Raw genomic sequence first — 22356 nt, 5'->3', positions numbered from 1 at the left:
ACAGCATACGGCGGTGCGGCTTGATAGGATCGTGATTGTGCTGCGGCAAAGCGAGGCGAGGGTTAGATGGGGAAAAGAAAAGGCTTGATAATAGGGGCGATAGCGGTTCTGCTTTTAGCAGTTGCCTGCAAAGTGGCAGACGCCTACCTCTCCTATCCGATTCAACCGGATATGGCCAACCTGACAGAACATATCTCAAAATTCTATAACAGAGGGAGAAAAACGGAGGTTTCCCCCTATATTGCGCTGTATGACAGCGTGAATATTGGCGATAAAACCTACTGCCTGATGGAGATTGGCGAAGATTTGGATTTCGGCAGCGTGGCTTTGGAAAAAAGTGTGTTTGGCCGGTATAGGATAGCCCGCATGTCGTATGGTGGCGGACATTTTAGGGACGGCATTATTGAAAGCGGTGGGAAAAAGTATTTTTTGTTTGCGGGCAGGGATATCACGGCCCGAATTTGCAAAGCCACAGCTTTAATCGGCGGTGAGCGCTATGAATTATATACGCCGGAACAAAAAGATCATTTTTTGCTTTGTACAGAGATCAGCGATCAGGCGCAGGAAAAACATGTGGATCGAAGCGAAATAACGTTTTATGATAAAAACAACAGGGATATAACCGACCAATATAATTTATCCGGCGGCGGTATCTAAACGCTCGGTTGCCCGCCTGCGGCGGATGCCCCGCGTTGCACTATCCGAATATATACGCTTTCAACCGGCTCCGGCTCATACCGGAGCCGGTTTGCATATCTGAATTTTCCATTGCGCAAACTACTTGACAAAATGGTCCGGTTGCCGTATACTGACCATAGAACACACCCCCTCCTGGGGGAGGGGAATAAGGATGGGAGATCCAGATATGAAGCAAAGATTCCGCGTCGGCGGCATGAGCTGCGCAGCTTGTTCGGCGCATGTGGAAAAAAGCGTTTCGGCGGTGCCGGGCGTTTCCGAGGTACAGGTCAACCTGCTCGCAGGCAGCATGGCCGTGCAGTATGACGAAACCGTATGCGATGCGCAGAAGATCATCCATGCGGTAGAGTCCGGCGGCTATACTGCGGCGGCGGACGACGGGAAGCAGCAGGCCGCGCCCGCGCAGGACCCGAAAGCGAACGACGAGCTCAGGGAAATGAAAACGCGTATCGTCGTTTCCGCGGTATTCCTGATTATTTTAATGGTGTTCTCCATGGGGCCGATGCTCGGCCTGCCGCTGCCCGCGTTCGTCAGCGGCACGGAGAATGCGTTCGCGCTTGCGCTGGTGCAGTTCCTCCTCACCCTGCCCATCGTTTTTATCAACCGCAAATACTACATCAACGGTTTTAAGACGCTGCTTCATCGCGCGCCGACCATGGACGCGCTGATCGCGGTTGGTTCGGGCGCGGCGCTGGTGTACGGCGTTTATGCTCTGTTTCAGATCGGCTATGCGTGCGCGGCGGGCGATATGCATACGGTACACACCTATGCGCACGACCTGTACTTTGAGTCCGCAGGCATGATCCTGACGCTTGTTACGCTTGGCAAATTCTTTGAAGCGCGTGCCAAGCGCAAGACCGGCGAGGCCATCGCCGCGCTCATGGACCTGCGGCCGCAGACGGCAAATGTGCTGCGCGGCGGGCAGGAGGTTTCCGTCCCGATCGAGGAGGTGTGCGTGGGCGATCTGGTGGTCGTGCGCGGCGGGCAGTCCGTTCCGGTGGATGGCGAGATCACGGAAGGGAACGCTTTCCTGGACGAAAGCGCGATCACCGGCGAGAGCATGCCGGTCGAAAAGCATACGGGAGACGCTGTTATCGGCGCGACGGTATCCAAGAGCGGCTATTTTGTGATGAAAGCCGCCCGCGTGGGCGATGACACCACGCTGTCGCAGATCATCCGGTTGGTCGAGGAGGCGGGCGCCTCCAAGGCGCCGATCGCCAAGCTGGCGGATAAGGTCGCGGGCGTGTTCGTGCCGGTCGTGATGGGGATTGCGCTGCTTACCGCCATCGTCTGGCTGATGTATGGCGAAACGCCCAGCTTCGCGCTCACCCGCGCGATCGCGGTGCTGGTTATATCCTGCCCCTGTGCGCTGGGGCTGGCAACGCCGGTCGCCATCATGGTCGGCACGGGCGTGGGTGCGAAGAACGGCGTGCTGTTCCAGTCGGCCGAGGCGCTGGAGAACCTGCATAACGTAAACAGTGTGATTCTGGACAAAACCGGCACGGTGACGCAGGGGCGTCCGGTCGTGACCGATGTCAAATCCTTTGGCGTGGAGCCGGACGACCTGCTCTCTCTCGCCTTATCGATCGAAGCGAAAAGCGACCATCCGCTTGCGGACGCGGTCGTGCGGTATGCGCGGGAGCGCAGGGTGCGGGAACGCACGGCGACGGACTTCGAGATGGTGGAAGGGCAGGGCGTGCGCGCCCGCATCGACGGGGTACCCTGCATGGCGGGCAACCGCCGCATGCTGCTGGCAAACGGGCTTGCGCTGTCTCGGTCCGCGCAGCAAATGGGCGAGGCGCTTGCCGCGGCGGGAAAAACACCGCTGTATTTTGCAGCAAACCGGCAGGTGGTTGGCATTTTTGCCGTGGCGGATGTCCTCAAGCCGACCAGCCGTGCGGCGGTCGAAGCGCTGCAGCGGCTGAATATCGAGGTCACGCTCCTGACGGGTGATAACCAGGCGACCGCTCGTTCGATTGCGGGCGAGCTGGGCGTCAGGGATGTTGTCGCCGAGGTGCTGCCGCAGGATAAGGAGCGCGTGGTACGCGAAAAGCAGGAACAGGGCCGCAAGGTCGCCATGATCGGCGACGGCATCAACGACGCACCGGCGCTCGCCCGCGCGGACGTGGGCATCGCGATCGGCGCGGGGACGGACGTTGCGATTTCCTCCGCAGATGTGGTGCTGATGAAAAGCGACCTGATGGACGCGGTCGATGCGATACGTTTGTCGCGCCGCACCATGCGGAATATCCGGCAGAACCTGTTCTGGGCGTTTTTCTATAACTGCATTGGCATCCCGATCGCGGCGGGCGTGCTGTGGCTGCCACTGCATATCGGCCTCAGCCCCATGATTGGCGCGGCGGCCATGAGCCTGAGTTCGGTCTGCGTGGTGTCCAACGCGCTGCGGCTCAAGTTTTTCCAAAGTACCCCTAAGCCGGCGGTCGAGCCGGATCAATATTTCGTATTGCCAAAGGAGGAAGCAAAAATGAAAAAGGTGATCAAGATCGAGGGAATGATGTGCGAGCATTGTGTCGCGCACGTCAAAAAGGCGCTGGAGGTGTTCCCAGGCGTGGCCGTCGAGGTGGACCTGAAGAACGGTACGGCTACCCTGCAGGGCGACGTGATACCGGACGAGGCCAAGCTGACCGAGGCGGTGGAACAGGCCGGCTATAAGGTGGTCGGCTTTGCATGAGGGCTGACAGAAAAAAGGTGGAGCCGCTCCTGCGTACCGCGCGGGGACAGCTCGACGGCGTGCTGAAAATGATCGAGTGCGACCGCTACTGCATGGATATCGTCACCCAACTGCAGGCGGTCGAATCACTGGTACACAAGGCGCAGCGTGAGGTGCTGCACGCGCACCTGTCCGGCTGCGTGCAGGAGGCGTTTGAAACGGGCGACGAGCAGGCGCGCGAGAAAAAGATCGACGAGATCATCAAGCTGCTCGACCGGTCATGACCGTGCGGCTGCCCGAATCGCTTGCACCTGTGCCGGACGCGGCGGAACGGTTCGCATGGGCCGAGCAGGAGGAGCGGACGGTTGAGGGGCTGCATCTCTGCGGCGCGGATCTGTCCGGCACATGCTATGAGGGGCTGCGGCTGCGCAGCGTGTTGTTTGAGAATTGCCGGCTGACCGGATGCCGCTGGGAGCGTGCGGATTTGGGCAACGTCGTGTTCCGGCGCTGCGAGCTGTCGAACAGCGGCTGGCGGGACGCTTTCTGGGAGCGCACGGTCTTTGAGGACTGCAAGGCGGTGGGGGCGGGCTTTGCCGAAACCGGATGGCGGCAGGCCGCGTTCGCGGCCTGTGCGCTCGCCTATGCGACGTTTGACCGCGCGCGCCTGCGCGAGGTGGCCTTTTCCGATTGCGACCTCAGCCATGCTGCGTTTCACGAATGCACCTGGAAGCGGCTGAGCCTGGACAAAACACGCCTGCGGGAAGCCAGCTTCCTGCACACGCCGCTCGCGGGGCTCGACCTGACCGGCTGTGAGCTGGACGGGCTTGTGGTTTCGGACACCAATGCCGAGCTGCGCGGCGCGATTGTGACAGCGGAGCAGGCGGCCATGCTGGCAAAGCGTTTGGGGCTGGTGATAAAAGAATAGGAAAACTCGTGCCGCGGGATTCCGCGGCACGAGTTTTTTGACAGCATGGATGAAGGCGGCATATCCGCGCCGCCTTACAGAAATGCTTGCAGCGCGTCGAGCAGCCGGTCCATCTGTTCGTCCGTGCCGATCGTAATGCGCAAATAATTTTCGATGCGCGGCAGCCTGAAATAGCGAATATAGATATTTTTTTGCCGCAGATATTCAAAAATGACCGGCGCTTCCTTTTTGGGGTGCGTGACGAACAGGAAGTTGGTCAGGGAGGGGAGGACGGTAAAGCCCAGCCCGCGCAGCGCTGCGGCCGAACGGTCGCGCGTCTCCGCCACCCGCCGGCAGGTCTCCTGAAAATACCGCTCATCCTCGACCGAGGCTTGCCCCGCCGCGAGCGCGAGCACATCCATTGTATAGGAATTGTAGGAGTTTTTGACCGCTTCGAGCGTGGAGATCAGCACCTCTGAGCCAAGTGCGTAGCCGATGCGCATACCCGCGAGAGAGCGGGATTTGCTCATGGTCTGCACGACCAGCAGGTTTTCGTATTTGCCGAGCAGGGGTACGGCGCTTTGCGCGCCGAAGTCGACATAGGCCTCGTCGATGATAACCACGCAGTCCTGGTTATGCTGCAAAAGATCCTCAAGGAAATCCAGCGTTACGCCGCGTCCGGTCGGCGCGTTTGGATTGGGAAGGATAACGCCGCCGTTCGGCTGGTCGTAGTCGCGGACGCGCACACGGAAATCCCCGTCCAGCGGCACGGTTTCGTAAGGGATGCGGAACAGATTGCACCAGACCGGATAGAACGAATAGGTGATATCCGGATAAAGGACCGGCCGGTCCGAGCAGAAAAACGCCTGAAAGGCAAGCGCAAGCACATCGTCTGAGCCGTTTCCGAGGAACACCTGCGCGGGTTTTACGCCGAAGCGTCCGGCCAGCGTGGACTTGAGCGCCTTGCCGTTTGCGTCCGGATAGAGGGCGAGCTGGGCGGCGTCGAAGCGGCGCAGGATTTCCTGTACGCACGGCGCGGGCGGATACGGGTTCTCATTGGCGTTCAGCTTGATGATATCGGCGGCCTGTGGCTGCTCGCCCGGCACATAGGGGTCGATTTTGCGGAGCTTATCGAGAAAAGGCTTGTCCATAAGGCACTCTCCTGTTGCAGTTTGTTGACTGCGGATAGTTTATCACAGTAAAGCGAAAAAGTCAAGCCCTGTTTGTGTTGGACTGCCAGGTGTGGTATAATCAACACATATAGAAATGCATACGCCCGCATCCCCTGTAAACCTGACTGGATGGAGGAAAAGAACGCTATGTACCAACCCTTAGCCGATAAGCTGCGCCCGCAGACGCTGGACGACGTGGTCGGCCAGCGGCACCTGCTCGGTCCGAACGGCTTGCTGCGCCGCGTGATCGAGAGCGGAAATATCCCCAACCTGATCTTTTACGGCCCGTCCGGCGTGGGCAAGACCACGGTTGCGTCCATCATCGCAAAGCAGACCGACCGCAAGCTGTATCACCTGAACGCCACGACTGCGGGCATCGCGGATATCAAGGCCATCATCGACGAGCTGGACACCTTCCTCGCCCCCAATGGCGCGCTGGTTTATCTGGACGAGATCCAGTATTTCAACAAAAAGCAGCAGCAGAGCCTTCTTGAGTTCATAGAAACGGGTAAAATGACGCTGGTCGCGTCCACGACCGAGAATCCGTATTTTTATATTTACAACGCGATCCTCAGTCGCTGCACGGTATTCGAGTTCAAGCCGGTCGGTCCGACGGATATGAAGCGCGCGGTCGAGCGGGCGCTTGCGCTCGCCATCGGGGAGCGGGACATCCCTGTCGAGGACGGAGTAGCCGCGCACATCGCGCAGGCGGTCGGCGGCGATGTGCGCAAGGCACTGGGCGCGGTTGAACTGCTTGTTCTGGGCGCGGGGGAAAGCGGTGTCACCCTTGCAGATGCGGAGCAGGCCGCCCAGCGCTCGCATATGCGGTACGACCGCGATGGGGATAGCCACTATGATATCCTGTCCGCGCTACAGAAGTCCATCCGCGGGTCGGATCCGGACGCGGCGCTGCATTACCTCGCGCGTCTGCTGGAGGCAGGGGACATGATCTCCGCCGCGCGGCGCATGCTGGTCATCGCGAGCGAGGATGTGGGGCTGGCCTATCCGCAGTGCGTGGCCATCGTTAAGGCGTGTGTGGACAGCGCGTTCCAGCTTGGACTGCCGGAGGCGCGGATTCCGCTGGCTGAGGCGACTGTGCTTATGGCGACCGCGCCGAAATCGAACAGTGCGCTGATGGGGATGGAAGCGGCTCTTGCAGATGTCCGCGCAGGCCGGACCGGCGACATCCCCGCGCATATCAGGGACGCGCATTACGGCGGCGCGGCCAAGCTGGGACGCGGACTGACCTACCGGTATCCGCACGACTTCCCGCACCATTGGACCGCGCAGCAATATCTGCCGGACGAGCTGAAAGGCGCGCGGTATTATGAGTACGGACCCAACAAGACCGAGCAGGCGGCCAAGGCGTATTGGGAGAAAATAAAAGGGTAGCGGACAGAACCAGCGGGAGGGGCCGCCCCCCTCCCGCTGGCTGTTATTCAAATTCCGTCGCAATGTATTTCCGGTCGCAGCAGTCCGGCGTGTAGACCCACTGGCTGATATGCCCGTCGGTGATGAAATACCGCGGCGGCGGGGGCGGCTCGCGGCAGGCGAGCACATCGATCACGGTCAGCTTGATCTTCATGCGCTGGGGCAGGATGGATTTGATATACACGGAAACCACCGTGCCTGCGGACAGGTCGCCGCGCGGCTCCGCCAGGCCGGAAAGGTTGGGCGCAAGCTCGATGAACACGCCGTAAGGTTCCACCGACCGCACCACGCCGCGTACGGTTTCGCCGGGGAGAAAAGGGCGGCGTTCTGCTCCCAGGTGCCAAGCAGCTCCCGATGGGTAAGCGAAATGCGCCGCGCGTCGCGGTCAACCGCGCGCACGGCTGCATAGATGTGCTGTCCCACCCGCAACCGGTCGTGCGGATGGAAAATGCGGGAAACCGAAAGGTTCTCTATGCCGATCAGCGAGGCCACGCCGCAGCCGATATCCACGAACGCGCCGAACGGCTCCAGGTGGGTCACCCTGGCGGGGATCACGTCGCCCGGCCGGAGCGATGCGAGCAAATGGTCCTGCGCCCGCTGCTGGGCGATCGTGCGGGAAAGCCAGACGGTCGGCGGCGCGGTGCTTTCGTCCAGCTCCGTGATGACAAAACAGGTGGGCTTGCCGACGCGGGACAGGATGGCGATTTCCCTGGTGTCCCCCTCCGCAACGCCGAGCGCGCAGCATGAGCGCGGCATGATGCCCTGCGCGAAGCCAAAATCGAACAACAGGTCGTGCGCGGCGGTGCATCGCTGTGTGACCGCCTCCAGGATCATGCCCTCGTCCTGTGCGCGGCGCAGTCCGTCGACCGATTCAAACGCCTGCCGCACAGCGGGAAGTGCGGCGTAACTGCCCTCGGGCAGATAGGATTCGCTTGTTTTCATAAAAGCCGAGCCTCCTTTGGGGTCTGCCTTACTATATGAAAAAACGGCTGGGAATAGCACCGCGGATGTGGTATGATTATAAAGAGGAATCGATAAGCCGCCGCGGAGGGATAGCCCCGCGGCATATGGGAGGAGTGATTGCGTGGATGTACAGGTCAATGATGTCCTGACCATGAAGAAGCCGCATCCCTGCGGCTCCAAGCAATGGAGGGTACTGCGCACCGGCATGGATTTCAAGCTCAAATGCCTGGGCTGCGGGCATGAGGTCATGCTGCCGCGCAGCAAGGCGGAAAAAAATATACGTACCATAGAACGGGAGGGGACGATTGTATGCTGATCGATGGAAAACAGATGCATATTCAGATTCAAAAGGGGGATATCGGCCGGTATGTCATCCTGCCGGGCGACCCGGGTCGCTGCGGCAAGATCGCGCGCTACTTTGAGGAGCCGAAGCAGATCGCGCAGAACCGCGAATATACGTTGTGGACGGGCAGACTGGACGGCGTATCCGTCGCGGTATGCTCGACCGGCATCGGCGGCCCGTCCGCCGCGATCGCGCTGGAGGAGCTGGTCGAGTGCGGCGCGGACACGTTCATCCGCGTGGGGACATCGGGCGGCATCGTGGACGAGGTGTGCGGCGGCGATATCGTGATCGCAACCGCGGCCATCCGGCAGGAGGGAACGAGCCGCGAATACCTGCCCATCGAGTTCCCAGCGGCGGCGGATTTCTCGGTTGTTGCCGCACTGCGGGAGGCGGCGGTGCGGCTCGGCCTCACCCATCATATCGGCGTGATCCAGTCCAAGGACAGCTTTTACGGTGAGATACGGCCCGCGCAGCAACCTGTTGCGGAGGAACTGCTCGCCAAATGGAAGGCGTGGAAGGCCGCAGGCGCGCTGACGAGCGAAATGGAGACCGCGGCGCTGTTCATTGTGGCGCAGGTGCTGCATGTGCGATGCGGCGCGGTACTCAACGTCCTGTGGAACGCGGATAACGACGAGGCGCCCAATATTCCGCCCGATGCGTCCGAGCGCGGTGTCCGTGCGGCGGTCGAGGCGCTGCGTATCCTCATTCGGGAGGACGGAGCGCAGGCATGAACAAGAAAAAAAACGATACGCGCGAGGCCGACCTGGGACGAGATCCGGTCGGCCCGCTGCTCGTCCGCCTGGCGCTGCCGACGATCTGCGCGCAGGTGGTCAACCTTTTGTATAATATCGTGGACCGCATCTACATCGGCCGCATACCGGACGAGGGGGCGCTCGCGCTGACCGGCATGGGCGTGACCTTTCCGGTTATCACACTGATTGCGGCGTTTGCGGCGCTGATCGGCATGGGCGGCGCGCCGCGCGCCTCCATTGCCATGGGTGCGGGCGAGCACGAAAAAGCCGAGCGCACGCTCGGCACCTGTACGGCCGCGCTGTGGGCGCTCGCGGTCGTGCTGACGGCGGTGTTCCTGCTGTTCCAGGAGCCGCTCCTTGTATTGTTCGGCGCGTCCGCAGACACGCTGCCCTATGCGATGCAGTATCTCAACATTTACGTTCTGGGTACCATCTTCGTCATGACCGCGCTGGGGCTGAACGGCTTTATCACCGCGCAGGGCAAATCCGGCGTGGCGATGAAGACGGTGCTGATCGGTGCGGTGCTCAACGTTGTGCTCGATCCGGTGTTCATTTTCCTGTTCGGCATGGGGGTGCGCGGCGCGGCGGTCGCGACCGTGATTTCGCAGGCGGTGTCCGCGCTGTGGGTAGTCCGGTTTTTGGTCGGCTCTTCCAGCGAGCTGCGGCTGAAAAAGGCCTTTTTCCGGCTGGACAGGCGCCTGCTCTGGCCCGCGGTCGCACTGGGCGCGTCGCCCTTTGTCATGCAGTCGACAGAAAGCCTGCTGACGGTGACGTTCAACGTCTCCCTGCAAAAGTACGGCGGCGACCTCGCGGTCGGCGCCATGACCATCCTCACCTCGGTCATGCAGATGATGCAGATGCCGCTGCTGGGGCTGATGCAGGGCGCGCAGCCCATACTGAGCTTCAATTACGGCGCGGGGAACAGTAAGCGGATGAAGGAGGTTATCCGGTACAGCGTGCTGATCGGCGCGGTGTTTGTGTGCTGCGTCTGGGTGGTGGTACAGCTTTCCCCGCGGACGGTGGTATACCTGTTCAACCACAAGCCGGAACTGGTCGAGATGACCGCGTGGGCGCTGCGGATTTATATGGCGGTGGGCTTTACTGCGGCGTTCCAGTGGGGGTTCCAGCAGTCGTTCGTCGCTCTGGGGGAGGCGAAAATATCCTTGTTCCTCGCGCTGGAGCGCAAGATCATCCTTCTGATCCCACTGATCCTGATTCTGCCGCGCTTCTTTGAGGATAAGCTGTTCGCGGTGTTCCTTGCGGAGCCGGTGGCGGATTTCCTTGCCGCGGCGACGACCACGGTCCTGTTTTTCTTCCGTTTCCGTCGGATTACGCGCAATATGCAGCAAAAAAGCGTGGAGCCATAGGCTCCACGCTTTTTATTCCGGTTCCAGCAGGCATACACAGTGCGCGGCGATGCCCTGCTCCGTTCCGGTAAAGCCAAGCCCTTCCTCGGTTGTGGCCTTGACCGAGATCCGGTCCGTTTCGCAGCCAATGGCCGCGGCTAGGTTTTCACGCATCTGTGGGATGTGCGGCGCGAGCCGCGGGGCCTGGGCGAGTACAGTCGCGTCCAGGTTGCCCAGCTGCCAGCCGCGCTCCCGCAGCAACGCGGCTACCTGACGCAGCAGCGCGAGGCTGTCCGCGCCCGCGTAACGCGGGTCGGTATCCGGAAAATGCCTGCCGATATCGCCGAGCGCGAGCGCGCCGAGCAGCGCGTCCATCACCGCGTGGGTGAGGACATCCGCATCCGAATGCCCCGCGAGTCCCGTCCTGTGCGGGATATCCACGCCGCCGATGATGCACCTGCGCCCCTGTTCCAGCCGGTGTACGTCGTAACCGTGCCCGATCCGCATGTTCAGATTTCCTCCTTTTGCAGCAACGCCTCGGCGACCGCGATATCCTCGGGCGTCGTGATCTTGATGTTTTCATAGCTTCCGTGGGTGGCGTATACGGGCTGGCCGAGCGCTTCGACTGCGGCGCAGTCGTCGGTATAGGCCTGTCCCTGACGCGCAGCCTCGTTCAGCGCGCGCAGAAGCAGCGGGCGCGCGAATACCTGCGGTGTCTGCACGGCCGCAAGGGTGTCGCGCGGCACGTCGGCCGCGATGACGCCGTTCTCGATGCGCTTGATGCTGTCCTTGACCGGAACGACCGGCGCGGCCGCGCCGTGCGCAGCGGCCGCATAGACCGCCTCGGAGATGACCGCCTCGGAGACGAGCGGCCGCGCGCCGTCATGCACGGCCACAAGCGCCGTATCCTCCGGCGCGGCGTTGACGCCGGCCAAGACGGAGGCGGTCCTGCTACCCCCGCCGCGCGTGACCGTGCGCAGCTTGGAGATGCCGAACGTCCGCGCAAGCTCGGTATAGGGGACGATATCCTGCTCGCGGCACACCAGCACGATATCGCGCACATCGGCGCATTTTTCAAACGCGGCCAGCGTATGCGCCAGCACGGGGACGTCCCCGAGCGGCAGCAGCAACTTGTTTTCCCCGCCCATACGGCGGGACGAGCCGGCGGCGACAATCACCGCGCAGACCGCGGCGGGTACGGCTTTTTTCTTCCGTTTTCCAAACATGGCATACGCTCCTTAAAAAAGGCTTTGCAGCAATGCAAAGCCTTTGCTCAGATACATAATCTTTGACGGATGAGGTTCCCAGCCTCCTCGGGGGAAATGCCGAGCGAAAAAGCCAGCTCGGAGGCCAGGATCTGCTTGGCGGAAGCGAGCATCTTCTTTTCCCCAGTGGACAGGCCGCGTTCGCGGTCCCGCTCCGCAAGGTTTTTGACAACCTGCGCGACCTCGAGCAGGTCGCCCGAACGGATATGCAGCATATTTTCCCGATAGCGCTGGTTCCAACCCTTATCCTCGCTGCGCGCAACGTCGTCCAGCTTGTGCAGGAAAGCCTCGGCCTGCGCTCTGGAGCATACCGGACGTATCCCGAGCTTTTCGCAGGAATCGACCGGAATAAAGAGCTGCGTGTCGCCGAACGCGGGGCGGAGCGCATAATACTGCGCGGGCGTACCGTCAATGGTGCGCTCGACAATATCTTCGATTACGCCTGCGCCGTGCAGAGGGTGTACGATCTGATCGCCGATGTGAAACATGTAGCCTCCGTTCCAGCAAACCTCTGATGGTATTTTTATCTTACACCTATTCGGTGGTTTTGGCAAGGTTTTTCATTGTTTGGGCGCTGATCAGTGCGCCGATGAGCAGCAGCCAGGCACCGCCGCCCTGCCGCCACAGCCAGCAGCCTGTGGTGAGAAGTCCGGCCATGACAGCCAGCGAAAGCGCGCCGCGCGCGAATGGGAACCGGCCGCCGGCGAGGTGGCAAAGCGCCATGCCGCCGTCGAGCGGCGGCATGGGGAGCAGGTTAAACGCGCCGAGCAACATGCTTGCGCCCGCAAGGCGGTAAAGCCCAAGCTCTCCGGCGAAGGCGGTAAGCGCAAAGCTGGCCGCCGGACCGGCAAGACAGACTGCGGCGCGAGCGCAGCGGCCCTCTGGCAGGGTGCAGCGAAGCACGGCGCCGCAGGCGGTAAGCGTCAGCCGAAGCACCCGACCGCCCGCAAGGGACAGCACCAGCACATGCCCCAGCTCGTGTATGGCCGCGGCAAGCAGGAACAGCGGCAGGGTATTGGTTTCGTCCACACACCAGAGCGCGGCCAGCAGCACGAGGAACCCGTCGCGGACCTCAAGCCTTTTCACTTAAAACTCGGTCAGGTAATCGGATGGGTCAAGGGCGGCGCCATCCTTCCACAGCTCAAGGTGCAGGTGCGGGCCGGTCGCGTTGCCGGTCTGGCCGACGCGTGCGATTTCCTCCCCGCAGCTTACCGAATCGCCCACCTTGGCCGAGATGCTGCTGCAGTGCGCGTAAAGCGTGGAAAAGCCGTCGTCGTGGTCTACAATTAGATAATTGCCGTAGCTCGACTCCCCGATCTCGCGCACCGTCCCATCCGCAAAGGCGCCGATCCGGACGCCTTCATCCGCTGCGATGTCCAAGCCGTAATGAAAGCCCGGCTGTCCTGTGGTCGGGCTGAGACGGCTGCCGAAGTCCGAAGTCAATGTGCCTTCGGCGGGCAGGATGTGTTCGAATTCCATCGGATAGACGGTCTGGTCGACCGTATCGGGGAACAACGTTTTTTCCCGCCCCAGGATGTCGTCCGCGCCGCCGGAGGATACGGCATAGTCTGGCTCCTTCTCCTGGCTGTCCGGCTGTGCGCCGAATACCTCGCTGACATCCTGCACCGTATCATCCCCGCCGAACACGGCAAGGATACGGTCCGCGCCCGGCAGTCCGGCCAGCGCCGTCGCCGCTTTTTCGCGCGCGGAAACGGCGAGGGGCGCGTCCGCATATTTGATGATTCCCGCGGCGAGAACGAGTACCACCACGAGCAGCAGCCCTTTTCCGCTGCCGGCGCGTTTGCGCGCCGGACGTCTTCCTGTCATGTTCGCCGCCTCCTTTCCTCTGATGAAAGGGTATGAGAAAGGGGACAGGAATATGACTGCGCGGCCATATGCTATACAAAGAAAGTCCGGCAGCGGAGGCGCGTACGCTGGACGCACCTCCGCTGCCGGAAGCTTGTAGATTGTGAAAGAAAGAGGATGGCTTACGGTTTGCTGCAGTCGAGCAGGATTTTCGGGTATTTGGATGTTTTGAATACCTCGAAGCTCTCCACCGCCTCGCTCAGCGGCATAATCTTGCCGATGATCTTGTCGGTCTGCATGCGCTCGATCATGTTGATGGAGCGGTTCATGATCGTGGTCGTGGTGAATACGGTCTGGATGCGGCCCTCCTTCATGTACAGGTCATGCAGGTTAAGCGGCATCTCGAATTTGGGCGGGAATACCGCGAAGTAAACCGCGGTCCCGCAGCGGGCCAGGATCTTGAGCGGCGTTTCGGAAGCCTTGGGGGAGCCCGACATCTCGAACACATAGTCGAAGCCCAGTCCGTCGGTGATTTCCATGGCGCGGGCGACCGCGTCCTCGTTAAAGGGATCGATCGCGTACTGCGCGCCCATGGAGAGCGCCAGCTCGCGTTTTTCGGGTACCGGATCGATGACTGTGATGCGAGCCGCACCCGAGAGCAGGATCTGGTTGAGCATGATTGAGCCGATGCCGCCGACGCCGGCGACGCATACGGTCGCGCCGTGGCGGATGGGGGCAAGGTCCATGGCGCGCAGACAGCAGTTGGTCGGCTCCACGATCGCGTAATCACGCAGCTCAACGTTGTCCGGCAGCTTGTAGATCGTTTTGACATCCGTGACGACATATTCCGCGAAAGCGCCGGTGGGTTTGGAATTGATGCAGTACTGCGTCATGCCCTTTTTGCACCATTCGCATTCGCCGCAGTGGGAAACGGGGAACATCGTAACCTTGTCGCCCACCTTATAGCCGGCGGCGGCAGCTTGCTCGCCCAGTTCGACGATCGTGCCGGAGGCCTCGTGTCCGAGCGGGGCGGGGGGCTTGCTGTTCATGACGCCCATCGTCACCTGATGCACGTCGGTCGCGCAAAGCGCGGCGTATGCGACCTTGACCTTGACCTCGTTGGGCTTGACCTGCGGGATTTCGACCTCGCGCAGTTCGATCTGGTCCCAATCCACCCACCAGAGCTGCTTCATTGTTGCCATGATATAGACACTCCTTTCAGAAAATCCGTGTGACAGGTACTCAGTTCGCCATACCGCGCTCACGCAGGTCGGCGACAATTTTATCATAAGTGGCCTTATCCAGCTTGTATGCGAACAGTGCAATCGCACATACGATCGAGCAGAGGCCGATGAACATATGCGAGCCGAAGTTCATGGCGAACAGCACGGTTGCATTCTGCTGCGCGCCCGCCACATAGCCCAGTGCGTCGAGTAGGGCCGCAGCGCCCGCGATCGAAACCGCCTGGCCGACCTTGAGCATGAAGTTAATGAATGTGGACAGGAAGCCGGCGCAGTAAACGCCGCACTTGTGGTAGGTATACTCGGCGGTGTCGGGCATCATGCCGAACACATTGCCCAGCATCATGCCGGAGCCGAGACCCACGCCGCCCATCATCACATAATAGATGATCTGGCCGCCCGAGGTGGTGATCGGCAGGAACTGCGAGATGATCGAGCAGATGGCGATCAGCGTAAAGGAAACGCCGCCCAGTGTCCCCTTGTTCTTGACGCGGGTGACAAGATAGCTGACTGAGAACGCGCCCACCATGCCCATGACCGACCATAGGGTCTGTGTGTTCGCATAGAGCAGCTCGTCGCCGGCGTTATAGGTGCAGAAGTACAGGCGGAACGTCATGCCGCCCTGGATGATGCCCCAGCCGAGGTAGGCGATGGCAAGCTGGATAACCGGCCAGTTGCCTTTGAGCACCTTGAACTGCTTGATAAAGGAAACCTTTTCGGTCTTGGTGTCGTCGATTGTGACGACCTCCTTGGAGGAAGCGACCGTGATAATAAAGAATGGTACTGCGAGCAGGGAGAACACAATCGCCGCGTTGCGGTAACCGGTCGCGCCGCCGCCCATCGCGTTGACGACGCGGAGCGTCGCATAGGACAGTACGGTCATGGCGAGGAACGCGCCGGTCATGCGGTAGCTGGAAAGCGCGCTGCGCGTTTCGGTATCGCGGGTCATCATGGCGGGCATCGCGGAGTAAGTAACATTCACCATCGTATAGACCAGTACGAGGATGAAGTACATGCCGAGACCCCACCAAGTACGGGCGGTTTCCGACCATTCCAGATTGGTGGTGAACGTCAGCACGTTGAAAATCAGCATTGGGATAAAGGAGAACATGACCCAGGGACGGTACCGCCCCCAGCGGGTGCGCGTGTGGTCAGCCAGCGAGCCGACGATGGGGTCGTTGACCGCGTCCCAGAACTTCGAAATGAAAATCAGCAAACCGACCGTCGTTGCGTTAATCAGCGCAATATCGGTCAGGAAGAACACCAGGTAGGAGCCGACCAACGTCCAGCTCATATTGCAGGCAAAGTCGCCGCAGGCGTAGCCTATTTTGCGAGGGATATTCAGCTTGGTATACTCATTCACTGCGGCAGCGGATGAGGTTGCGGTCGTTTGTGTGCTCATGAAAAATCCCCTTTCTTATCTCCGTGTTGTTGGATAAACAGCCTGCCCCTGCGGAAACGGATTCCGGCCGGCTCCGCAGGAACAGGATGCGCCGAGGGACAGGGTTACTTCGCGGCCGAGCGGATATAGGCGGCGATGTCTTCCGCGGCGTAGCCGTATTTGCGGCGCAGCTCCTCCCCGCTGCCGAAGCCCGCGTAGACCTGCGGGATGCCGAACCGGCGGAACGACTTGGGCTGGATGTGGTTGTCCGTGAAGAAGTCGGACAGCGTGCTGGCCAGGCCGCCGCTCATCAGATGGTCCTCCCAGACGACTAGGTTGCCCGTCTCCTCAACCGCCTTGCGGACGGCCGCCTCGTCGAAGGGCTTGATGGAATACATGTCGATCACGCGGACGTCGATCCCCTCTTTCGCAAGCTCCTCCGCCACATCAAGCGCTTCGCCTACCATTTCGCCATGCGCAAGGATGGTGAAATCCTTGCCGTCGCGCGCGGTCACGCTGCCGCCGATCTTGTATTCAATCGTACCCGGCTCATAAAGCTGACGGTCCTTCTTGCCCTGCGCCAGACGGATGTACATTGGGCCGGCATAGTCCATGGACAGGTGCAGGATGTCGCGGATCATGTTCGGGTCGCCGATGGACAGCACAGTCATGTTGACCATGCTCTTGAGGATCGCGATATCCTCCATCGCGTTGTGGGTCGAGCCGCCACCCGAGGTCAGGCCGCCGCCCGTACCGATGATGCGGACCGGCAGGTTCTGATAGCAGACCGCGGTGCGGACCTGCTCGCATGAGCGCATGGACAGGAACGGGAGCATGCCCATGATGACCGGAATGTTGCCCTCGAGCGCAAGGCCGGCCGCAACGCCCACGCAGTTCTGCTCCGCGATGCCGACGTCGATATACCGGTCTGGATAATGCTCGCGGAAACGCTTGAGGTTCATGCCGACATCGGGCGTGCAGACGAACAGCTTTTCATTGGTTTTGCCGATCTCATCCAGGGTGTCCCCGATCACGCTGCGCGCGGAAATCCATTCTCCAAAGTTAAATGAGCCAGCCATCTTTATGCCTCCTTACCGTAGTTCTTTGCCAGATCCTTGAGCGCCTGGTCCCAGTCTTCCTTGTTCAGGCTGCCGGCATGCCAGCCGATCACCTTTTCCATGAAGTCCACGCCCTTGCCCTTGGTGGTGTGCGCCACAATCGCCGTCGGACGCAGGGAGGTCACGGGCGGAAGGCTGTCCAGCGCGTCGACGATGGCGTTCATGTCGTGTCCATCAATCTCGATCACGTTCCAGCCGAACGCTTTCCATTTGTCGGCATACGGCTCCATGCAGGTGATTTCCTCGGTATAGCTGCACATCATCTGCTTGTTGCGGTCAATGACCGCGACAAGGTTGCCCAGCTCGTAGGAGCGCGCCGACATCGCGGCCTCCCAGACCGAGCCCTCGCAACTCTCGCCATCCCCCAGCATGCAGACGACGCGGTGGCTTTCCTTTTTGACCTTGGCGGAGATGGCCATGCCGACCGCCATGGATAGGCCCTGTCCCAGCGAGCCGGAGGAGCATTCCACGCCCGGCAGATGTACCTTGCAGGGGTGCATGCCGTAGGCGCTGTCCATCTGGCCATAGGTGCGCACGATCTCGTCATAATCGAAAAAGCCGCGCAGCGCCATCGCGATATACATGCACACCGCGCCATGCCCCTTGGAAAGGACGAAGCGGTCGCGCCTCGGATTTTTGATGTCGGTCGGGTCAACGTTCAGCCCGTGGTGGAACAGACCGATCAGCAGGTCGGTCATCGACAGGTCGCCGCCAATATGTACGGCACCCTCGTATACGCCGCATAGATTGATCAGCTTTGTGCGCATTTCATACGCCAAGTCGTTTAAGCGCTTTACTTCCTGTTTGTCTGCCATCACAATACCTCCTTGAATGTTGAATACGCGCAGGGGAAGTGTGAACTTTTTCACAATTATATTGACAGAAAAATAACGATATGGTTGAATTATCGTATTTTGCGACTGCGTTTTGTGAAAAATGACAATGCGGATTCGACGCTCCCCTTGTGTATAAGTATCATACGACGGTTTTTAGTGTCTGTCGTCTGGTTTTACGGACATGAAATTGCATTTTGTGTCCAAAATAAGCGGTATAGAGTTGGAATATTGTGAAATGTTTACAAAAAAACGGGTGTGCTTTTTGCACATATCGGATTTTGCGCTCCTGTCCTGAGAAGGCGAGAAAAAACGGCCGGAGGACGAGGCCTCCGGCCGTTTTCAGGAAAAATTACTCGAGGTCGGGATTGCACTTGATAAGGATTTTGGGGTATTTTCCGGTCAGCTGCGCATCAAACGCGGCCACGCCGTCATCCAGGTCGAACACCGTTTCAGTCAGGCACTTGAGGTTGAGGCGCGGCAGGAGCTGCAGCGCGCGCGGATACGCATAGGGGGCGACCATTACGCCGGTCACCGTTATCTCCTTGAAGTAGCAGTATTTCGAGATGTTGAAGGGCAGTTCGTACTCGTTCGGATACTGGGCGCCGTAGATCAGCATGCCGCAGTTGGCGGTGATATCAGGCAGCGAGGTGACCGCGCGCACCGAGCCGGAGCAGTCCAGAACAACGTCATAGCCCAGGCCGCCCGTCAGTTCCATCGCGGCCTGCACAACATCCTGGGAAGCGGGGTCGATCAAATGGTCCGCGCCAAGCTCGGAAGCCAGCGCGCGCCGGTCCGCGATCGGCTCGATCATGGTCAGGTCGGTCGCGCCGTACAGCTTGAAGGTCTGCAGGGCCAGCAGGCCGATCGGGCCGCCGCCACAGACACAGACGCGCATGCCGACCTTCATCTGCGCCTTGTCCATCATGCGCACGATGATCGACATGGGTTCGAGCAGGCAGCCTTCTTTCAGGCTGACCGAATCAGGCAGCTTGTAGACCTGGTCCTCGTGCCAGATCAGTTCGGGCGCGTAGCCGGGGCGGTTGTACTGCTGCGCGTTGACGCAGAACTGCTGCTGTCCGTTCTGGCAATAATAGCACCCGCCGCAGAACCGCAGGAAATTGCCCGCCACGCGGTCGCCGACCTTCAGGCCCTTGTGGTTGGCCTCCGGCCCTAATTCAACGACGACGCCGGAAATCTCGTGGCCGAGCGGGATCGGCTCGGTGGAGCCTTTCGGCTGGCCGAAACAGCCGGCAACACAGTGCGGGTCCGAGCCGCAGATCGCGCAATACGCGACCTTAATCCGGACATCCTGCGGTCCCATGGCAGGGAATGGGATATCCACCAGGGCTACCTTGCCGCGTGTTTCTGGGTTGGGATCTTTCATGTCGCCAACCAATACGCCGCATAATGTCTTCATCACAAACTGCCTCCTTTGCCTTATGTAAAGTATAGAATTCCGAACGCTGTACACAGCGCTATATTAATCAATACCAAGCATTTCAGTCAAAGTCAATTTATATTTCAGACATTTTCGCGGGAAACATGTCCCTTTTGGGGAATAGAAAATTTCGCGTTTTTTTCTATAGCAAACGCCCCTGACAAGTGTGGTATCCCATGTTATAATGAAAAAAACAGGAGAAACGGGTGTGTTATATGACGACGCGATACCGGAAGATGGTGGATGAGCTGGCTGACCAGTTGGAGCCTGGCGAGCAGGTGGAGGATGTGGCTTTGTTCAATTCCATCCCGACCATGTGCGGCTATTTTGCATTCGCCGCGGTTTCGTTTGCTGCGGGGCGGCTGTTTTCCGGCTATCACGCGGCGGTCCTGCTGTCGAGCGTGCTTTCCATGTGGATGATGGCGAGCGCAGCACATACCCTGTATCTGACGCAGAATTCGTGCGTTCTGGTCACCGACCGGCGCACGTTCGGCCATGTGGGCGAAAAGCGCTTCAGCCTGCCGCATGCCCAGCTCAAAAAAATGCTGCTCAGCCGCGTGCTGTTCCTGGATGGAGGGGACGCCCGTTCCAGCGTCCTGCTGCGCCATGTGTCCAACCGGCGTGAGCTGCATGCCGCTATTGCAAAGCACAGCGAAATCCTGTAAAATAAAATCACTATGCAAAAATAACAAATAACCTGTGTTTTTTGCATTATGAGAATGAGGGCTGATAACAGGAGAGAAAAAGGAGGAAAGATCGCTTTGCTGGCAGAGTACCGCAATCAACAGATATATCATAATCATATTACGACTATTCCTTTCGGCGCTTTTGATTTTGTTCTTTACTATGCGGAGCAGATGAGCCAGATCATACCGGTATTTGAACATCAGCACGACCTGTATGAGATTTTCTACGGCATAGAAGGGGAAGCCAATGTGGTTTGCGGACAGGACAGCCTGCCATTATATGAAAACAGCATGGTGCTGCTGGGCAAGAACCATCTGCACCGGCTGCGCTATATGCCGGAAAAGCCCGCGGTGTATTTCACAATGATCTTTGATATTATTCCGAAAAGCGGCAATTCGTCGATCGACGCGGAGCTTGAGTATCGGGAAATCGCCAAAGCGTTGGATAAAGCGGATACCAATAAATATATTTACCTGCCGCGCGCGGTTTCGCAGCAGGCGCTTCTTGCGGATATACACAAGCAGATACAGGACAGGAAGATCGGATGGGCCAGCCAGATCGGCATTTTATATTACCTGTTCGTCCTCAACCTGTTGCGGCAGACGACTTCGGTGGTTTCGGACGTGAAAACGCCGCTCGGCTATAAGAATATCGCGCTGGAAGCATCGAAGTACATACACTCCAATTATGCGGATGAGCTGACGATAGACATGGTAGCCCAGCAGTTAAACGTGACGCCGCGCCACGTCAACCGCCTGTTTCAGGAAATGTTCGGCCGCTCGTTTGCGCATACGGTCAGCGTGATCCGCATGGAATATGCGAAAAAGTACCTGCGGACGACAAACGATTCGCTGGAGCGAATCGCGATGCATGTCGGCCTGCCATCCGGCAAGGTGCTGATCCGGCTGTTCCATGAGCAGGAAGGGATGTCGCCGGGGGATTATCGGGCAAAATTCCATTAAAACAGAAAGCGGCCGCCCGCTGTTTCCTTGTCTTGTGCGGAAACGGCGGGCGGCGTTGTGTCATGGAGGGCTTCAGCGCAGTAGCGGCAGGTTGCCGGTCAGCCGGCCGACCAGCTTTTTCGCGCCGCAGATGCCGATGCCGAAATAGGACAGCTCCTCCTCGGGGGTAGCCGCGGCCTTACGGGTGAACTCGCTGTAGGTTCCGCAGCCTTGTGCGAGGTCGGAGAAATCCACGGCGGTCAAGCCGGCGAAGCACGGCTCGTACAGTTTCCGGCGAAGCGCGCGTAGCGTCTGCCGGTCTGCCCGCAGGATGGGTACGGGGAGGGCGGTGATGCCGAGGTGGGCGCGGCCGCTTTTGTCGCGAACATCCGGTCCCACCGCTTGCGGCAGATGCTTGCCCAGCGTGATGCCGAGTATGGCTGCCGTATTGGCGATCAGGCCCAGCGGCAGCGTCCCGTCGATCACCAGCACACATTTTTCTGTTTGCGTATCCATGATTACCGCTCCTTCTGCATATCGTTTCCGGTAAAGATTTTTTGGTATTGCCCGGGCGTAAGCCCGATGAACTCCTTAAAATAGTGCGTGAAATGGCTCTGGTCGGCGTAGCCGGTCAGACACGCGGCGTCGGCCGGAGGAACGCCCTGCTCGAGCAGCTCCTTGGCGCGGCTGAGCCGGATATTCTGCAGATACCGGTAGGGAGAAACGCCAACCTGCCGCGCGAACAGGCGCAGTAGGTAGGATTTGCCGAAATCTGTCATGGAAACCAGGCTGTCGAGCGTGATGCTGTCCGCGTAATGCTGCTCCATATAGGCGCAGAGCATCTGGATCTGGCTGTTCTGCGCGGGCGGCGGCTCCACTCCGGCTGGCGGCAGGGTGCAGCCGGACAGAAGCGGTTCGAGGAGATAATAGAACGCCTCCTGCTTTTCCAGCGCGGGCGCATCGCGCACAAGCGCGTCGTACAGGGCACGGAGGGCGTGCATGAGCTCGCTCTGCGGCAAAAGGTTGCGCGTGAAACGGGGCGGCTGCTCCCTGCCGGTGATCTCCCTTGCGGCACGGCACATAACGTCGGGTGGGATGTTGACCGCGCGGTAGTCCAGCGGTTCGCCGCTTACAGGGGCGCAGCAGTGGCAGTCGTGCGGATTGAAAAGCACAAGGTCGCCGGCCGATATATCGTATTCCTGTCCCCCGCACCACAGATGGCGCCCGCCGCTTTCGATGAAGCCGATGACATAATACTCGTGGAAGTGGTTGGGGAATTTCTGCACGACGCCCTGCAGGTGATAAGCTTCTATGCCGAGCACCTGGTCGTAGCAGACGGTACGGGATTCATCCGGCATGACGCGG

25 protein-coding genes are annotated in these 22356 nt (G+C 59.9%); 10 read left to right on the top strand and 15 right to left on the bottom strand.

The genetic code is table 11. The features are described from left to right. Positions 1 to 66 precede the first annotated feature (66 nt). The 4 genes from RX717_RS12275 to RX717_RS12260 all read left to right on the top strand — a co-directional run bounded on the left by RX717_RS12275 (position 67) and on the right by RX717_RS12260 (position 4292). Positions 67 to 657 carry a hypothetical protein gene (locus RX717_RS12275; protein WP_107631699.1) on the top strand — a complete coding sequence of 197 codons (591 nt, stop codon included), beginning with the start codon at positions 67 to 69 and terminating at the stop codon, positions 655 to 657. Positions 658 to 865: 208 nt separating this feature from the next. Continuing rightward, complete coding sequence (locus tag RX717_RS12270; RefSeq protein ID WP_107631700.1) at positions 866 to 3388, top strand: heavy metal translocating P-type ATPase; 2523 nt, start codon at positions 866 to 868, stop codon at positions 3386 to 3388. Continuing rightward, the gene (locus RX717_RS12265; protein ID WP_107631701.1) at positions 3385 to 3651 is read left to right on the top strand and encodes a metal-sensing transcriptional repressor; all 267 of its coding nucleotides are present in this window, start codon (positions 3385 to 3387) and stop codon (positions 3649 to 3651) included. The genes RX717_RS12270 and RX717_RS12265 overlap by 4 nt, the downstream gene beginning before the upstream one ends. After that, positions 3648 to 4292, top strand: a complete 645-nt coding sequence (locus RX717_RS12260; protein WP_054326402.1) for a pentapeptide repeat-containing protein — start codon at positions 3648 to 3650, stop codon at positions 4290 to 4292. Before RX717_RS12265 ends, RX717_RS12260 begins: the two co-directional genes overlap by 4 nt. Before the next feature lie 74 nt (positions 4293 to 4366). Here RX717_RS12260 and hisC read toward each other — a convergent pair whose 3' ends face one another. After that, entirely contained in the window at positions 4367 to 5422 is a 1056-nt protein-coding gene (hisC, locus tag RX717_RS12255) for a histidinol-phosphate transaminase (RefSeq protein ID WP_107631702.1), read from the bottom strand. A 168-nt stretch (positions 5423 to 5590) separates the two neighbouring features. On the opposite strand from hisC, the gene RX717_RS12250 reads away from it, so the two are divergent. Beyond that, positions 5591 to 6835 carry a replication-associated recombination protein A gene (locus RX717_RS12250; RefSeq protein ID WP_107631703.1) on the top strand — a complete coding sequence of 415 codons (1245 nt, stop codon included), beginning with the start codon at positions 5591 to 5593 and terminating at the stop codon, positions 6833 to 6835. Positions 6836 to 6878: 43 nt separating this feature from the next. Here RX717_RS12250 and RX717_RS12245 read toward each other — a convergent pair whose 3' ends face one another. Together RX717_RS12245 and RX717_RS12240 are read right to left on the bottom strand one after the other, a co-directional pair. Next, complete coding sequence (locus tag RX717_RS12245; protein ID WP_316960309.1) at positions 6879 to 7058, bottom strand: hypothetical protein; 180 nt, start codon at positions 7056 to 7058, stop codon at positions 6879 to 6881. Further along, positions 7025 to 7816: a S1 RNA-binding domain-containing protein gene (locus tag RX717_RS12240; protein ID WP_316960308.1), complete on the bottom strand. Its 792-nt coding sequence runs from the start codon at positions 7814 to 7816 to the stop codon at positions 7025 to 7027. Before RX717_RS12240 ends, RX717_RS12245 begins: the two co-directional genes overlap by 34 nt. Before the next feature lie 142 nt (positions 7817 to 7958). Between RX717_RS12240 and RX717_RS12235 the strand changes: the two genes are divergently transcribed. From RX717_RS12235 to RX717_RS12225, 3 genes are read left to right on the top strand one after another with little or no spacing between them, the layout of a single operon-like run. Then, positions 7959 to 8153, top strand: a complete 195-nt coding sequence (locus RX717_RS12235) for a DUF951 domain-containing protein (protein WP_107631704.1) — start codon at positions 7959 to 7961, stop codon at positions 8151 to 8153. Continuing rightward, on the top strand, positions 8147 to 8911 hold the full coding sequence (udp, locus tag RX717_RS12230) for a uridine phosphorylase (RefSeq protein WP_054326406.1): 765 nt from the start codon (positions 8147 to 8149) through the stop codon (positions 8909 to 8911). Before RX717_RS12235 ends, udp begins: the two co-directional genes overlap by 7 nt. Continuing rightward, positions 8908 to 10299, top strand: a complete 1392-nt coding sequence (locus RX717_RS12225; protein ID WP_107631705.1) for an MATE family efflux transporter — start codon at positions 8908 to 8910, stop codon at positions 10297 to 10299. The genes udp and RX717_RS12225 overlap by 4 nt, the downstream gene beginning before the upstream one ends. 12 nt (positions 10300 to 10311) lie before the next feature. Here RX717_RS12225 and ispF read toward each other — a convergent pair whose 3' ends face one another. From ispF to RX717_RS12175, 10 genes are all read right to left on the bottom strand, one after another. Then, on the bottom strand, positions 10312 to 10785 hold the full coding sequence (gene ispF, locus RX717_RS12220) for a 2-C-methyl-D-erythritol 2,4-cyclodiphosphate synthase (RefSeq protein WP_054326407.1): 474 nt from the start codon (positions 10783 to 10785) through the stop codon (positions 10312 to 10314). A 2-nt stretch (positions 10786 to 10787) separates the two neighbouring features. Next, positions 10788 to 11504, bottom strand: a complete 717-nt coding sequence (gene ispD, locus RX717_RS12215) for a 2-C-methyl-D-erythritol 4-phosphate cytidylyltransferase (protein ID WP_054326408.1) — start codon at positions 11502 to 11504, stop codon at positions 10788 to 10790. Between the two features lie 47 nt (positions 11505 to 11551). Continuing rightward, the gene (locus RX717_RS12210) at positions 11552 to 12031 is read right to left on the bottom strand and encodes a CarD family transcriptional regulator (RefSeq protein WP_054326409.1); all 480 of its coding nucleotides are present in this window, start codon (positions 12029 to 12031) and stop codon (positions 11552 to 11554) included. A gap of 46 nt (positions 12032 to 12077) precedes the next feature. After that, positions 12078 to 12629, bottom strand: a complete 552-nt coding sequence (locus RX717_RS12205) for a peptidase M50 (protein WP_107631706.1) — start codon at positions 12627 to 12629, stop codon at positions 12078 to 12080. Continuing rightward, the gene (locus RX717_RS12200) at positions 12630 to 13370 is read right to left on the bottom strand and encodes a M23 family metallopeptidase (protein ID WP_107631707.1); all 741 of its coding nucleotides are present in this window, start codon (positions 13368 to 13370) and stop codon (positions 12630 to 12632) included. Between the two features lie 161 nt (positions 13371 to 13531). Next, on the bottom strand, positions 13532 to 14551 hold the full coding sequence (locus tag RX717_RS12195; RefSeq protein ID WP_159068179.1) for a zinc-dependent alcohol dehydrogenase: 1020 nt from the start codon (positions 14549 to 14551) through the stop codon (positions 13532 to 13534). A gap of 40 nt (positions 14552 to 14591) precedes the next feature. Further along, positions 14592 to 15992 carry an MFS transporter gene (locus tag RX717_RS12190; RefSeq protein WP_054326414.1) on the bottom strand — a complete coding sequence of 467 codons (1401 nt, stop codon included), beginning with the start codon at positions 15990 to 15992 and terminating at the stop codon, positions 14592 to 14594. A 104-nt stretch (positions 15993 to 16096) separates the two neighbouring features. Further along, positions 16097 to 17050: a transketolase family protein gene (locus RX717_RS12185; RefSeq protein WP_107631709.1), complete on the bottom strand. Its 954-nt coding sequence runs from the start codon at positions 17048 to 17050 to the stop codon at positions 16097 to 16099. Between the two features lie 2 nt (positions 17051 to 17052). Then, entirely contained in the window at positions 17053 to 17904 is an 852-nt protein-coding gene (locus RX717_RS12180) for a transketolase (RefSeq protein ID WP_054326416.1), read from the bottom strand. Between the two features lie 370 nt (positions 17905 to 18274). Further along, the gene (locus tag RX717_RS12175; RefSeq protein ID WP_054326417.1) at positions 18275 to 19342 is read right to left on the bottom strand and encodes a zinc-dependent alcohol dehydrogenase; all 1068 of its coding nucleotides are present in this window, start codon (positions 19340 to 19342) and stop codon (positions 18275 to 18277) included. A gap of 236 nt (positions 19343 to 19578) precedes the next feature. Here RX717_RS12175 and RX717_RS12170 point away from each other — a divergent pair, with 236 nt between their 5' ends. Together RX717_RS12170 and RX717_RS12165 are read left to right on the top strand one after the other, a co-directional pair. After that, on the top strand, positions 19579 to 20028 hold the full coding sequence (locus RX717_RS12170; protein ID WP_107631710.1) for a hypothetical protein: 450 nt from the start codon (positions 19579 to 19581) through the stop codon (positions 20026 to 20028). 96 nt (positions 20029 to 20124) lie between these two features. Further along, a complete protein-coding gene (locus RX717_RS12165; protein WP_054326419.1) occupies positions 20125 to 21012 on the top strand; it encodes an AraC family transcriptional regulator in 888 nt (295 codons plus the stop codon). 72 nt (positions 21013 to 21084) lie between these two features. Here the strand turns inward: RX717_RS12165 and RX717_RS12160 are convergent, their stop codons facing one another. Next, positions 21085 to 21507 carry a DUF2000 domain-containing protein gene (locus RX717_RS12160; protein ID WP_107631711.1) on the bottom strand — a complete coding sequence of 141 codons (423 nt, stop codon included), beginning with the start codon at positions 21505 to 21507 and terminating at the stop codon, positions 21085 to 21087. 2 nt (positions 21508 to 21509) lie between these two features. After that, the gene (locus RX717_RS12155) at positions 21510 to 22349 is read right to left on the bottom strand and encodes an AraC family ligand binding domain-containing protein (protein WP_107631712.1); all 840 of its coding nucleotides are present in this window, start codon (positions 22347 to 22349) and stop codon (positions 21510 to 21512) included. Positions 22350 to 22356 lie beyond the last annotated feature (7 nt).

The organism is Intestinibacillus sp. NTUH-41-i26, from assembly GCF_032769475.1.
Taxonomy (GTDB): Bacteria; Bacillota; Clostridia; order Oscillospirales; family Butyricicoccaceae; genus Agathobaculum; species Agathobaculum ammoniilyticum.
Note: the sequence above shows the minus strand (reverse complement) of the source record. Positions and strands in the feature narration are given on the sequence as shown.

What these genes read in the sequence shown, in the direction of transcription:
- RX717_RS12170 (WP_107631710.1), top strand. Translation starts at nt 19,579, where the DNA reads ATGACGACGCGATACCGGAAGATGGTGGATGAGCTGGCTGACCAGTTG.
- RX717_RS12240 (WP_316960308.1), bottom strand. Translation starts at nt 7,816, where the DNA reads ATGAAAACAAGCGAATCCTATCTGCCCGAGGGCAGTTACGCCGCACTT.
- RX717_RS12195 (WP_159068179.1), bottom strand. Translation starts at nt 14,551, where the DNA reads ATGGCAACAATGAAGCAGCTCTGGTGGGTGGATTGGGACCAGATCGAA.
- RX717_RS12160 (WP_107631711.1), bottom strand. Translation starts at nt 21,507, where the DNA reads ATGGATACGCAAACAGAAAAATGTGTGCTGGTGATCGACGGGACGCTG.
- RX717_RS12200 (WP_107631707.1), bottom strand. Translation starts at nt 13,370, where the DNA reads ATGACAGGAAGACGTCCGGCGCGCAAACGCGCCGGCAGCGGAAAAGGG.
- RX717_RS12180 (WP_054326416.1), bottom strand. Translation starts at nt 17,904, where the DNA reads ATGGCAGACAAACAGGAAGTAAAGCGCTTAAACGACTTGGCGTATGAA.
- udp (WP_054326406.1), top strand. Translation starts at nt 8,147, where the DNA reads ATGCTGATCGATGGAAAACAGATGCATATTCAGATTCAAAAGGGGGAT.
- RX717_RS12185 (WP_107631709.1), bottom strand. Translation starts at nt 17,050, where the DNA reads ATGGCTGGCTCATTTAACTTTGGAGAATGGATTTCCGCGCGCAGCGTG.
- RX717_RS12250 (WP_107631703.1), top strand. Translation starts at nt 5,591, where the DNA reads ATGTACCAACCCTTAGCCGATAAGCTGCGCCCGCAGACGCTGGACGAC.
- RX717_RS12175 (WP_054326417.1), bottom strand. Translation starts at nt 19,342, where the DNA reads ATGAAGACATTATGCGGCGTATTGGTTGGCGACATGAAAGATCCCAAC.
- RX717_RS12270 (WP_107631700.1), top strand. Translation starts at nt 866, where the DNA reads ATGAAGCAAAGATTCCGCGTCGGCGGCATGAGCTGCGCAGCTTGTTCG.
- RX717_RS12265 (WP_107631701.1), top strand. Translation starts at nt 3,385, where the DNA reads ATGAGGGCTGACAGAAAAAAGGTGGAGCCGCTCCTGCGTACCGCGCGG.
- RX717_RS12210 (WP_054326409.1), bottom strand. Translation starts at nt 12,031, where the DNA reads ATGTTTCACATCGGCGATCAGATCGTACACCCTCTGCACGGCGCAGGC.
- hisC (WP_107631702.1), bottom strand. Translation starts at nt 5,422, where the DNA reads ATGGACAAGCCTTTTCTCGATAAGCTCCGCAAAATCGACCCCTATGTG.
- RX717_RS12190 (WP_054326414.1), bottom strand. Translation starts at nt 15,992, where the DNA reads ATGAGCACACAAACGACCGCAACCTCATCCGCTGCCGCAGTGAATGAG.
- ispD (WP_054326408.1), bottom strand. Translation starts at nt 11,504, where the DNA reads ATGTTTGGAAAACGGAAGAAAAAAGCCGTACCCGCCGCGGTCTGCGCG.
- RX717_RS12275 (WP_107631699.1), top strand. Translation starts at nt 67, where the DNA reads ATGGGGAAAAGAAAAGGCTTGATAATAGGGGCGATAGCGGTTCTGCTT.
- RX717_RS12260 (WP_054326402.1), top strand. Translation starts at nt 3,648, where the DNA reads ATGACCGTGCGGCTGCCCGAATCGCTTGCACCTGTGCCGGACGCGGCG.
- RX717_RS12225 (WP_107631705.1), top strand. Translation starts at nt 8,908, where the DNA reads ATGAACAAGAAAAAAAACGATACGCGCGAGGCCGACCTGGGACGAGAT.
- RX717_RS12155 (WP_107631712.1), bottom strand. Translation starts at nt 22,349, where the DNA reads ATGCCGGATGAATCCCGTACCGTCTGCTACGACCAGGTGCTCGGCATA.
- ispF (WP_054326407.1), bottom strand. Translation starts at nt 10,785, where the DNA reads ATGCGGATCGGGCACGGTTACGACGTACACCGGCTGGAACAGGGGCGC.